This is a genomic window from Bacillus cereus group sp. MYBKT14-1 (assembly GCF_051915185.1).
GTDB classification, from domain to species: domain Bacteria; phylum Bacillota; class Bacilli; order Bacillales; family Bacillaceae_G; genus Bacillus_A; species Bacillus_A cereus.
This window is the reverse complement of sequence record NZ_JBQAEF010000015.1, coordinates 23,156-37,085: the sequence shown is the minus strand read 5'-3', so window position 1 is coordinate 37,085 and position 13,930 is coordinate 23,156. Positions and strand designations below refer to the sequence as shown.

Genomic DNA, 13,930 nt, shown 5'->3' with positions numbered 1-13,930 from the left:
CTCTTTTAGTTAACTTGGATTAACTTTTCAATTTTCTTTTTAAATGGTTGCACAACATTTTGACCAATACGTTCAATTTCATGCTCACTAATCTGAGAAGTAATAAGAAAATAATTTGCCCCTATTTCCCAAAAATCAGTTAACGTCGAGATGACTTCCTCATAGCTACCAACTATAGAAATTGAATTAGATGGGTTCACTAAACTTAGACCTCCCCAAAGATGATCATCTATCCACATGCTATCTTTTGTAATTAAATCTTTGTATCGGCGAAGTCCAACAGAATCTGCATTATCTAAAAATAGCTTAGTCATCCTCTTTAAGGCTGCTGGTGTTCTCTCAAGTAATTCATATGCCTCTTCATATGCTTCTTCCGAAGTCTCACGAGCAATGATGTCTACTAAAATAGCACCTGGAATTTTCTCGCGCCCATATTGCTTAGCGTAATTATTAACTGTTTGATAGTGTTCTCTAAGACTTTTGCGGTCTGTTGCATAAAGTATATAAGCATCACCATACTCTGCAGCTATTCTCATTGCCTCCTCGGAGGACCCCGCTACAAAGTAGCGGGCACTTCGAGAGAGATCTTCCTTTGGATAAATATCACTATTTTCTACTTGATAAAACTCACCTTTATAGCTAGTTACTCCTCGTCTTAATTGTTGTAACAGCTCAATATATTCTTTTGTCCTAGCATATCGAACATGGTGCGGTTCTGGTAATCCATCACGTGCAAGGACAAGCGAGGCACTACCAGTTACAATGTTAATATCCGCACGATTACCAATTAAACTATTTAAAGTATTCAATGCTTTTGCTGTTACGGTAGGAAGCATCTGGTTTGTATTTTGCGCAACCAAAATCTTTACAAACTCCGTATTCATTCCAATCATAGACGCTGCTATCATTGGATCAACAGAAGTTGGTGCAATCGAAACCAATACCGAGTCAAAGTTATTCTTCTCAGCTCTTTTAGCTTGATTAACATATTCCTCTAGAAGTTCTTTTGTTTGTGGCGTTGGAATAACAGGTAATCCCCAGCAAAACTCAACTTTTGACGGAACTACTTCTTTATTAATCATGTTGTTCCCCTCCCTTTACTACTTTCTACTTTTTAAAGCAGATAATGTATTTTTCATAACCGATTTCGCTTTCAATAACTCTTTTTTATTTGTTAAATTGTTATTTACTTCTTGATTACTTAAATATTTAGCAAGAGATTTAATTGACGTATGCTCATAAAGAACAACTATAGGTAAGTCTCGTTTAAAGGCCTCTTTTAATTTCACATTAATACGAACAAGATCTAAAGAACTCATTCCTAGATCGAAGAAATTATCGTAAATTCCTATTTCTTCGATTCCAAACATATCTTTTAATAATTCGTATAATTGTTGTTCAATTTCATTAGTTGGTGGTCTATACGTTGTTGAAACATCTGAACGATTCTGCTTTAATCTATTCTTACTTCCTTTTTCCAATAGTTCATTATAATAGTTGGCACCATTTAAAAGTTTCCAATGTAAATCTATTGGAGAAACCACAACTTGTTGTTGATTTCTATTGATAATACTACGGAATACTTTTAAGCCCTCTTCTACAGTTACACCATCATGTAATACACTTTCCATATCCATATTAAATTGCTTTGCCCATATTTCAGCAGACTTAAGTGACATACCCACCTCTTGCCAATCTGGCCAGTTAATAGCTACAGTGAACACTCCATCATGAGCCCGCTTATAAAATGCAAATGCATCTAAAAATTCATTCGCTGCATTATAACCACTCTGACCAAATTTCATATGATACGCCACATTACCAATTGATGAACATAGTACGAAGAAATCAATTGGTTCATCTTTTAATAAAGCATCGAGCACTAGTGTACCTTTAATTTTCGGAGCTAAAATTTTATTATTAGATTCTTTTTCACGATTCATCATAATACCTAGATAATCAGCGACACCTGCTGCATGAATTACGCCATTAATAGAACCAAAGCGAGATTTAGCCTTTTCAATTGCCTGTTTCATATCATCTTGATTGGAAACATCTGCACTTAGGATCATGTATTCTGCACCTTGAGACTCCATTGTTAACAAATCAGAAATAACTCGGCTTACACGCTCGGCTTTATTTTCTAGGTACTGTTTCCATTGATTACGAGGTGGGAACTCTGAGCGGCCAATCAATATAAGTTTGACATTTGGTACTCTATTAGCTAAATCTTTTGCAATTTCAAATCCAATTCCACCAAGTCCACCAGTAATTAGATAGACGCCACTCTCTCGTAATCTATCAATTTCTACATCTTCTTCCTCAAAAGGACTTTGAATAATCGTTTGCGCCCATCGATGACGTCCTCGATAAGCTACAACTATATCAGTAGAATCCACAAAACTCTCCATTAAACCCGCTTCTTCAAACATTTTTTGAGAATCTGTATCCATATCAATGGTACGACATTTTATATTTTGAAACTCAAGATTGCATATTTTTGAAAAGCCTAGAATTGTAGCTTGCTCTGGTTTTAAATTCAGCTCTGTACCTGTAACTTCAAACATACGGTCAGTAAAGATATTTAACTGTAATGCTCCCTCATAATTAATTTTCCCAATTGCTTGTGCAATATAAAGTAACGAATAATATCCTTCATCCATTGACCGTTCAATTCTCTCTTGATCGAGAATAACCTCATTAACTGGATTAAAGCTCCAAGCATGTATAATCTTATTTGGTAATAAATCTTTTTGTTCTAATTCTGAAAATAGCATTTCATAATGCATTTTTTGAGATGGACATATCGTATATAAACTGTCGGATTTTTCAGAGAAAATACCACCTGTTTTAACTTCAATTACATCATGACCTTCTCTTTTTAATTTTTCTATCAGTCGATTGAATCGATTTAGATGATCATTGAAAATAAGCCATTTATATTTTTGTTCTTTCTTTATTTGTATAGATTTTAATGTTTTGCGTTCCCAAGAAGGCAAATAAAACCAGTCTTTAATATTAGCCTGTTTATTATGGCCTCTTGTTTCCTGAGTTAAACTCTGAGATTGAGTATTAAAAAATGGATCAGCTTTAAATCGTTTTTTCATGAAAGGATACGTTGGTAAATCTAATAACCTTTTATTCTCACTGTTATTAAAAGTATTCCAATCTATAGTTCCACCTTGCATCCATAACCGTCCTATTTGCTTGCATAAATGCTCGAGGTCATTTGATTTATCCAGAGGATGACGTAACATGTTTAAAGCCAATTGATCTTTACTTCTATTTAAATGTTTTAATACAAAAGTTGATAATGCATTACCTGGGCCAATCTCAAGGCAAATTACATTTTTTAAATGAAAAATTTCAGATAATCCCTTTGAAAATTGAACAGTACTTCGTAGATGCTGTGCCCAATAAGAAGGTGATGTGGCTTGATTTGCTGTAATCATTTCACCTGTAACATTAGATATATAAGGTATTTTAGGACTTGATAATTTTACATTTCCTACAGCTTGCTCAAATGAATCTAGAACTTCATCCATCATTCGAGAATGGAAAGCATGCGAAGTAAATAGACGCGTTGTCTTTACTCCATGATTTAAAAGTAATTCCTCAATTTTATTGATTGAAAGTACAGTACCAGAAATTACTGAAAGTTGAGAGGAATTTACAGCTGCTATATCTACATCATCTGTTATATAGGTTTGTAATTCTTCAACAGATAAATTTACACTTAGCATAGCGCCTTCTGGTACGCTATTCATTAACTTCCCTCTAATCATTACTAAATGTAATGCATCTTCATAAGACATTACTTCTGCTAAACAAGCTGCTACAAACTCACCAATACTATGGCCAAACATTACCCTTGGATAAACTCCCCAATTCATTAGAAGCTTGGCTAATGCATATTCAATAGTGAATAGTAGAGGTTGCGTCATTGAAGTTCTATTTAACTGTTCAGTTGCTTTATCCTCTGTCTCCTTTGTAGGATACAAAATATTTTTCATGTCTATATCTAGCCAATTTGAGAGTAAGGCTAAACCTTGATCAACGTGTTCACGAAATACAGGTTCATTTTCATATAAATCTCTACCCATATTGATATACTGTGATCCTTGCCCTGAAAAAAGAAAGGCTAAAGGTCTACTCTCCATTGCGTTTGTTTTCTCTAGTCCTGTATCAACAAGTTTTTCTATGGCATCCTCTATTCCATTAGCAACTACAGCAGTTCTATATGGAAATTCACGACGACCTTTTTGTAATGTATAAGCTGTATCAGATAGTGATATCTCTGGATTCTCCTTCAAATACAATAATAGATCGTTAGTAGCTTTATCTAAAGATTCCTCTGTTTTTGCTGAAACAGTTAATAAGTTCCAAGATTGTTTTTCAAAATTCTTAGCATTGTCAGGAACAGACTCTAACACTATATGTGCATTAGTTCCACCCATCCCAAACGAACTAACACCCGCTCTTCTTACCTCTTCTTTCCATGGGATAAGTTCCGTATTTACACGAAACGGATTTTCCCCAAAATCAATGCTAGGGTTTGGGTTATTATAATGAAGGCTCGGCGGAATTTTCTTGTTTTTCAAAGCTAAGACCGTCTTTATAAATCCTCCAACTCCTGCTGCAGCATCTAAATGTCCAATGTTCGTCTTCACTGATCCAATTAAAACTCTACCTGGTTCTTGCTTACCAAAAGCTAACTTCAATGCTTCTACTTCTATAGGATCACCTAGTTGCGTACCAGTACCATGAGTTTCTATATATGAGATTTCTTCAGGCTTAACACCAGCTATTTTATGAGCCGATTTTATAACAGCAGCTTGTCCATCAACCCCTGGCGCTGTAAATCCAGCCTTATTGGACCCATCATTGTTTACTGCAGCTCCTTTAATAACTCCATGTATTAAATTTCCATCTCGAAGAGCGTCCTCTAATCTTTTCAATACTACAATACCAGCACCATTTCCACCCACTGTTCCTTGCGCATCCTTATCAAAAGCACGACAATGACCATCTGGTGAGAAAATCATACCATCTTCATATAAATATCCTGTTTTTGTTGGATAAGTTATACTTACTCCCCCGGCCAAGGCTATATCGCATCGTCCATCGATAAGATCTGCCCATGCATTTTGAATAGCAACTAAGGAGGTAGAACAAGCAGTTTGTACTGTAATCGCTGGTCCTTTTAGATTTAATTTATAAGCCAATCGAGTAGCAAAGAAATCTTTTTCGTTTAACAACATTGCTTGGAAATCTTCTAATGTATTAGAAGATTCACTAGCAATAGAACGAAGCCAGTGGAAATTTGGTGATCCTCCAACATAAACTCCTGTATTCATATGAGAAGAATTAACCTCACCTGCTTGTTCTAGTGCTTCCCATGCGCATTCATGAAGTATACGCAGTTGTGGATCCATCATTTCAGCTTCTTTTAGACTGTAATCAAAAAATTCATTATCAAATGCATCTACATCTTCTAAATACCCTTTAGATTTTATATAATTAGGCTTTTGAATCACTTCTTTTGGTATGCCCATCTCACTAAGTTCTTCATCTGTAAATGTTCGAATGGATTCTATCCCTTGTTCTAAATTTGACCAGAACTGCTTAAGATTAGAAGCGCCTGGCATACGCACCGCCATACCAACCACTGCTACATCATTTTTATTCATAGATAAAAGATTTTCTTTCTTAACTTCTTCAGGTTGGCGGTCCATATCATTATCACTTCTAAAGTAGGAAGCTTGATCATGAACCGTTGGGTATCGGAATAACATAGGCATTGTAAGTTCTTTTTCAAACTTGCTTCGTAAACGAGAGAACAATCGAACCATTTTTAAGGAGTTCCCTCCAACATCAAAGAAATTATCATACAATCCTACTTTTTCTACCCCCAAAACTTCCTTCCAAACATCAGCTACTGTTGTTTCAAGCTCATCTAGCAAATCATTTGGTTGTACTATCTTAGTAGGCTTAGGTAAAGCACGACGATTAACTTTTCCATTCGTAGTTAATGGCATTTCACTTAAAAGCACAAAATACATAGGTATCATATACGAAGGTATTTTGTCAGTAAGATAATAACGTAATTCATTTTGAGATATATCTTGATCAGTTAGTATATAAGCACACAGTTCTTGCTCCTCTCCAAAAGCAATAGATAAAACTACCGCTTCCTTCACATCCGCATGCTGTTGTAAATGATGTTCTATTTCTCCTGTTTCGATTCGATAACCACGTATCTTCACTTGATGATCACTACGACCTATATACTCCATCTCGCCATTTTCAAGAATACGAACTAAATCTCCTGATCTATATAATCTTTCACTTGGATTATAAGGATTCTGTATAAAACGTTCACTGTTTAGTTCAGGACGATTTAGATATCCCCGCGCAACTCCATATCCTCCAACATAAAGTTCCCCTTGCATTCCCTTAGGTGTAGGATTCATATGTTTGTCAAATACATAGCACGAATACGTAGGAAGAGGCACGCCTATAGCACTAAGATTACTGTGCATTTCTTTTTCTCCAATTTCCTTATAAGTAACATGTACTGTCGTCTCAGTTATTCCATACATATTTACTATGACCGTATTAGGTGAACGCTTAAACCAACTTTGCAGTAAACCCGGCTTCAGCATTTCCCCTCCAAATGTAATTAACCTAATTTTAAAAGCAAGTTTAGGCATCTCTTCAACTATTTGTTGAAAAACATAGAATGCAGATGGAGTTTGATTCAATACCGTTACTCCCTCATCTGCAATTAACTGAGCAAGTTTATACGTATCACGGATTGTTTCTTTTGTTGCCAGGACAAGACGTCCACCATAAGTAAGTGATCCAAATATCTCCCAAACTGACATATCAAAACAGAAAGAATGAAAAAGTAACCACACATCCTTACTAGAGAATTTAAAACTATTTGGTTGATGCATGACAAGTTGTATTACATTACGATGTTCAATCATAACCCCTTTAGGACGTCCTGTTGTTCCAGAAGTATAAATGACATATGCTAAATTATTTGGGGCAACATCTACTCTCTCAAAATCTTGCATCGGTGTCTCATTAAGTTCTTCAATAAAAAGCATTGTGCTATCAAATTTAACTTTATCCTCAAATAAATTTGAGGTTATTATTACACTTGAACCACTATCTTGAAGAATAAAATCAATTCGTTCCTGAGGATAATCAGGATCAATTGGAACATAAGCCCCACCTGCTTTTAAAATACCAAGTAGAGAGATAATCATATTAAATGAGTAATCCAACATTACAGCTACTGGAGAATCTAAAATTACACCTTCTTTTAAAAGAGCAAATGCCACTTTATCCGCACGCTCATTCAACTCTCCATAAGTCATCTCACTATTCTCAAATGTAAGTGCTACTCTCTCAGGATGCTTTTCAGCTTGCATCTCAATTAATTGATGAAGTGTTGTGTGTGGGAATGTAGCACTTTGATTTTGACCACCTTGAAGCAAAAACTTTTCTTCTGCCTCATCTAACATTTTAAGAGTTTGTATTGGTTGTCCTTCATCTAAAAGCATTGAATCTAATAGCTGTATGAAATGGTTAGTTATACTGATAATAATAGATTCATCAAATACATCTTCAGGCCACATCATTGCAAGTTTAATAGAATCGAAACACTCTATTGAGACAGTTAAATCATAGTTGGTCATTTCATTTACTTCATAACCTGAAATTCTTACACTTTCATCAATTTCTTTCAGCTTTTCTATATCAAGAGGGTAATTCTCAACTACCATAATAGTGTCAAATGACACGTTTAAATCAACAATTGGAGTCGTTTCATATTCAGTTCTTTTTTGGACATCACTTTGAATTCTTTGTAAAAGATCTGAAACAGTCATTCTCCCATTAGCACTTACACGAAGTGGTGGTGTATTTATAAATAAACCTACCATTTCACTCAGACCATGCATTGGAATTGAACGCCCGGATACTGTTGTACCGAATATTACGTCCTCTGAATTTTTGTACCTTTGTAATAATAGACCCCAGGCTGTATAAAATAATGTAGCCAATGTTACACCTTGATTACTTGCAAAACTTCGAAATCTATCACTTCGCTCTTTATCTATCTCTTTTACATATGTTTTTGCTTTTTTTAGTTGATTAGAATTTTTATTGGATAAATTTATTTGTTCAGTTAATTCATTTAAATATTGTTCCCAAAAAAGCTTTTGTTTTGATTTATCTTGTTTTTGTTGCCATAGTATATATTCTTTAAATTTCTTTTTATTTATAGATGATGGTACATCTCCCTTTATTAACTCTCGATATACCTTAATAAACTCTTGTAAAATAATACTATTACTCCAACCATCAAACAAAATATGATGATGACGTAAAACCATTTCATATTCGCCTTCGTTCAAATGGCACAGTTCGATAGAAAAGGGAACCGTTTGTAAATCAAAGCTTTCTGTATCATTAGAGACTTTGCCATCACTATAAATAATGTTCGGAGTATGCTCTTTTAGTATAAGTTGTACAGGCTGTTTAACTTTTTCCCATCGAAAAATTGTACGCAGCATTTCATTTTCCCGCGTTACATAATTCCACGCCTCTTCAAACTTTGGAATATTAATTTTTCCAGTTAAGCAAAGTCGAAGTTCTTCATGATATAGCTTTCCTTCGGGTTCTTTCAAATAATGATAAAGAATACCTTCCTGCACTGGTGTAAGGGCGATTACATCTTCAATATCTTCTTTATGAATCTTTACTGCTTTCCTCATTAACAGAACCTCCTACAAGTGTGGTATGGTGTGAATATTTATCGGAACCTAATAAGGCAAGTGCTTTTCTATCTATCTTTCCGCTATCCGTTAATGGCATTTCATTTACACGTACAAAACTGTTAGGTATCATATAATCTGGTAAAAATAAGCGAAGATATTTTTTTAACCTCTCTAACTCAATAGCATTTTCTGACTCATAGAAAGCTATTAACTTAACTACCATCTCAGATTCTTGTCTTACAATTACCGCACATTGTAAAACTCCTTCACAAGACATTAAACACGATTCTATTTCCCCTAACTCAATACGAAGCCCATTAACTTTAACTTGAAAATCAATTCTTCCATGAAACTCAATATTCCCATCCGATCTTATTAAAGCTAAGTCACCGGTTTTATATATACGGGTATCAAGGGAATATTGTACAAACTTTTCTGCCGTTAATTGCGGCCTATTTACATATCCACGTGCTAATCCTATACCTGAGATACATAATTCTCCTATATGGCCTTCCGGAAGTTTATTACCATATTTATCAACAACAAACATCTCAATATTCCTAATTGGTCGCCCTATTGGAACGCTCCCTTCTGTAATCTCATGTGTCGGACAATCATAAGCAGTCACATCAATGGTTGCTTCAGTAGGTCCGTACAGATTAGTAAGAAGTGTACCATTAGAGAAATTTAGCAGTTTGTTAAAACGATTTATATGTTGAGACAGTAGTGCCTCACCACTAACAAATACTTGTTTCAACGATTTTATTCGGTTAGTTTCACCTGTCACATCAAGATAGTGTAAAAATGCACTTAACATAGATGGTACAAAATGCATAATTGTCACGTCATTACTTTCAGTTGTCTCAATAATAGCCTGTGGAAACTTCTCCATCCCCGGCGCAAGAATACATACTTTGGCTCCAACTATGGCCCACCAGAACATCTCCCATACGGATACATCAAATGTATAAGGGGTCTTTTGTAATATAGTATCCTTTGAACTAATTGGATAAGCCTCTTGCATCCACTCAATTCGATTTATTAAGGCCGAATGCTCAATCATAACACCCTTAGGTTTCCCGGTTGAACCGGAAGTGTATATTACGTACACAAGATCAGAGGGTTTGTTAATACACTCTAGATTTTCACCCTTTCCTTCATAGGAAATCGAATCTAAAGCCAACATATCAGCTTTCAAACTATCTTGAAAACGATGTAGAATTTGCTTTTGCGTAAGTATTAATTTAGCACCGCTATCTTCTATAATGAATTGTAATCGTGATGATGGATGATTCGGGGAAAGCGGAAGATATGCTCCGCCCGCTTTCAATATCCCGAAAATTCCGACAACCATTTCGATAGATCGCTCTACCATAATACCTACAACTGTATCTGGACCAACTCCACCTTCACGTAAAAGACGAGCTAATTGGTTACTTTTTTCATTTAATTCCTTATAGGTTAATGTTTCTTTTTTAAAGATAACAGCAACCTCATCTGGCGTACGGACTACTTGTTCTTCAAACAGCTTTTGTATACATGTACTCATCCGGGTTGTATCACTCCTTTAGTTACAGATATTTTTTCAATGGCACGTTTCGCTTTTTTAGCAAATCCCTTACCAAGTAATAACTGATGAATCTGATTACTCCCCTCAACGATCTCCATTGTTTTAGAATCTCTAAAGCACCTTGATATTGAATAATTATCATTACAACCAAGTGCTCCCATAATCTGTACAGCATTCGTTGAATGCCTTGTACCTGAGCGCGATGCAAAATATTTTGCAATCATAATCTTTTCAGTAGCATCAGCTCGATGTTCATTTTTGGCCTTACAAGCTTCTAAACTAAGGAGTATAGAAGCTTCTAAATCTACTCCCATATCCGTAACCATATGTGAAATCATGCCATGATCAATTAGAGAGTTACCAAATGCGCTTCTATGTAATACATGATTCCCACAGATTTCTAAACAAGTACGTAATACACCAAGAGCAGCAAAGGCAATTGAAATACGCCCAAATTCTAAAGCATACGGTGCAAGGTAAGTAAAAGCAAACCCTGGTCTACCAATGATATTTTCTAAAGGTATTTCTACATTATTGAATTCAATTTCTGCCAAATATGCAGCTTTAAATCCAAGCATGTCTCTTATATGAGTAACATTGACACCCATACTATCTTTTGGTACTAAACAGGCAATTGGTTGTTCACCATTAAGCTTTCCAAATACCAAAAACACATCAGCAGCTGCACCAAAAGTGATCCACTTTTTCACCCCGTTAAGTATTAATTTATCCCCGTGTTGATCGAAGTTCGTTTTAATCATATTTAAATCTGATCCTGCTCCAGGTTCAGTAAGAGCTAATGCAGCTATTTGATTACCAGATGCAAGTAATGGTAACCACTGATTTTTTTGATTTTCTGTTCCCCATTTTAAAATCGTTTCTGTTACCATCGTATGGACATTAAATAATCCCGAAAGAGAGACACTACCTCTTGCTATTGCTTCAGTAAATAACCCATACGTTACATAATCCCATTCTAATCCACCATACTCTGCTGGAAGTGTTCCACCTAAATAACCATTTTTAGCACAAGTCTTTATTATGTCTGATGGAATGCCCTGTTCAATCTCCCAACTATTAGCGTAAGGTTCTATATTTTCACAAACAAAATCCAAAAAATTCTGATACATTTTATATTGAGATGGCTCTAAGTATTGTTTCATGTCCATTACCGAACCATTTGCTTATTTCTTATAAAATTACCAATAGAATTTACAGACTTATAGTTATCCATATCTAAGTCATCCATAGTTACCTTTATGGCAAATTCTTTTTCAAGAAAAGTCATCAATTGGATTGCAAATAAAGAATTAACTAATCCTTCTTCAAAAATCTCAGTATCATCATTAAATTCAATACCTACATGATCTTGAATATACATATGAATAATTTGTTCTAAATTTTTATCTTGCATTTTATACACCCCTATTTGTAATTTTTAATTTTAATAAGCGTAAAAACCTTTACCACTCTTTCTACCACATTCACCTGCATCCACCATCTTTTTAAGTAATGGACAACATCTAAACTTTGGATCTTGATATTCCTCATAAAGTACATTCAAAGAATGTAATACTGTATCTAACCCAATTAAATCTGCTGTTTCTAATGGACCCATTGTATGTCCAAAGCATTTTTTAAATATATCGTCTACCTGTTTAGGCGTTGCTACACCATCCATTACAACCCAAGCCGATTCATTCATGAATAAGTGGGAGATACGGTTAGAAACAAACCCAGTCTGATCATTAACCACAATTGCATCTTTATCTAATTGTTTGAGGAAAGATTGAGCTTTTTCGACCGTTTCATCTGAAGTTAAATACCCTCTAATAACTTCTATAGATGGTTTCATATATACCGGATTCATAAAATGCATTCCTATTATTTTATCTGGACGCTTTGTTACTCCTCCTACTTTTGTTATTGAGATACAAGACGTATTGACTCCAAAAATTGTATCCTTTTTACATATCTCATCTAATCTTCTATAGATCGGCTCTTTAATTTGCCAGTTTTCTGGAACATTTTCTACTATATAATCACATTCAGCCACTTCATCAAGATTAGTAGAGCTACTTATTAACGAAAGTACTTCTTCCTTATGCATTCTAGGAAATGCTTTATTAATTAGAGGAGCAAAGCGAACTGTCTCTAATATTTTCTCTTCCGCTATTTCTAACTGCTCTTCTGTAACATCAATTAATACCGTTTCTAGACCATGCAGCACTAAATCTACTGCCATGCCGATCCCCATTGTTCCAGCACCTACAATACCAATTTTCTTGAACATTTATCCATCATCGCTCCCTTAATATATTTATAATTTATATCTAAAAACTTTTACATTGAAGAACTCTTTGCAGGTAACGTTTTTGTTCTCTCTCTTTAATCTGTTTTTCAGTAAGTGCTGTTTTCATCATTTGGATTGCTTCTTCTACATCACTTTTCTCCACTGAATACCCCGAATTAATTTTTTCTTCCAATTGACTTTGGACCTTTTGAAATGGGAGTACTACCTTTTTCTGATAATCACTTAAATCTGTATTATAATTTTTTGTACTTACAACTACAGTTAAACACCCTGATATAACTTCTTCATAATCAGATTCTTGTAATGTAAAAGAATTTTTTGTATTTAGGATATCTTTCTCCCTTTCATAATTACATGTCGATATAGCAGGGTTAATAGCTTGCAGAAGATACTTCAAGACTTCCTTTGGTCCCATTTCAATAGCTTTCATAGACCCTTGATTCATTAGATAGTGAATCATGTCCAACCATTTCACAGGCTTTATTAATTGTAAGTAAAGGTTTTCTCTTATATTTTCCACACCTTTATACATTGAACTATCATGATTCGCTATGACAGGTACTAATGGCTGTTTCATATCTATATTTTCTAGTACACTCTTATATTTTTCAGCAGCAGGTTGCATCATAGGAGAATGAAATGGCCCACTTAATTTAAGGGGGATTGCAATTCCCCCATGCTCTACTACCATTTCACAAGCTAACTGAACCGCAGAGTTTGTACCAGAAATTGATGTTTTATTTGGAGTGTCATAAGCCGATATATATACTTCCTGTCCCTTGGTTAACAATTCTGAACAAATACCTTCAACAATTTCTGGAGCAAGATTGTTAACCCATGCCATAGTTCCATCTATAGTCAATGCATAGCTACTCAAAATCGTACTACGTTCTTGTACTAATTTTAAGGTATCTGAAAATGCAATTGCTCCAGAAGCACATAGAGCTGTATATTCTCCCAAAGAATATCCAATCATTGCCTCTGGTTTATTGCCTATTTCCTGTTCAAAAACTCGAAAAGCTGCCATGCTAGTTGTTACTAAAGCAGTCTGTGAATTTTGTAATTTTTCAAGGTCAGCTTTGTATGTCTTCTCCATACAAAGGGAAGCCATGTCTATTTTTAGAGTGTCACTTGCTTCTTCAAATATCTCACGTGCTACAGGGAAGTTTTCATAAAGGTACTTACCCATTCCAGAATAATGGGATCCTACGCCAGGAAACATAAATACAATATTCATCTTTTTATCTCCCTTAT

7 protein-coding genes are annotated in these 13,930 nt (G+C 34.9%); all 7 read right to left on the bottom strand.

What is annotated here, in order from left to right:
- Nucleotides 1-5: 5 nt before the first annotated feature.
- Genes ACTFO4_RS24900 through ACTFO4_RS24870 form a run of 7 tightly spaced genes read right to left on the bottom strand, consistent with a single transcriptional unit; the run spans nucleotide 6 to nucleotide 13,913 of the window.
- Nucleotides 6-1,082 (bottom strand): LLM class flavin-dependent oxidoreductase, encoded by a 1,077-nt coding sequence (locus ACTFO4_RS24900; protein WP_000608545.1) that lies wholly within the window; start codon nucleotides 1,080-1,082, stop codon nucleotides 6-8.
- Between the two features lie 18 nt (nucleotides 1,083-1,100).
- Nucleotides 1,101-8,789: an amino acid adenylation domain-containing protein gene (locus ACTFO4_RS24895; RefSeq protein WP_440014494.1), complete on the bottom strand. Its 7,689-nt coding sequence runs from the start codon at nucleotides 8,787-8,789 to the stop codon at nucleotides 1,101-1,103.
- The gene (gene zmaJ, locus ACTFO4_RS24890; protein ID WP_440014493.1) at nucleotides 8,764-10,341 is read right to left on the bottom strand and encodes a zwittermicin A synthase ZmaJ; all 1,578 of its coding nucleotides are present in this window, start codon (nucleotides 10,339-10,341) and stop codon (nucleotides 8,764-8,766) included. Before zmaJ ends, ACTFO4_RS24895 begins: the two co-directional genes overlap by 26 nt.
- On the bottom strand, nucleotides 10,338-11,531 hold the full coding sequence (locus ACTFO4_RS24885; RefSeq protein WP_440014492.1) for an acyl-CoA dehydrogenase family protein: 1,194 nt from the start codon (nucleotides 11,529-11,531) through the stop codon (nucleotides 10,338-10,340). The genes zmaJ and ACTFO4_RS24885 overlap by 4 nt, the downstream gene beginning before the upstream one ends.
- On the bottom strand, nucleotides 11,531-11,776 hold the full coding sequence (locus ACTFO4_RS24880; protein ID WP_001152970.1) for an acyl carrier protein: 246 nt from the start codon (nucleotides 11,774-11,776) through the stop codon (nucleotides 11,531-11,533). Before ACTFO4_RS24880 ends, ACTFO4_RS24885 begins: the two co-directional genes overlap by 1 nt.
- Nucleotides 11,777-11,806: 30 nt before the next feature.
- Complete coding sequence (locus ACTFO4_RS24875) at nucleotides 11,807-12,655, bottom strand: 3-hydroxyacyl-CoA dehydrogenase family protein (RefSeq protein ID WP_000473347.1); 849 nt, start codon at nucleotides 12,653-12,655, stop codon at nucleotides 11,807-11,809.
- A 40-nt stretch (nucleotides 12,656-12,695) separates the two neighbouring features.
- On the bottom strand, nucleotides 12,696-13,913 hold the full coding sequence (locus ACTFO4_RS24870; RefSeq protein WP_326235168.1) for an ACP S-malonyltransferase: 1,218 nt from the start codon (nucleotides 13,911-13,913) through the stop codon (nucleotides 12,696-12,698).
- Between the last annotated feature and the right edge of the window lie 17 nt (nucleotides 13,914-13,930).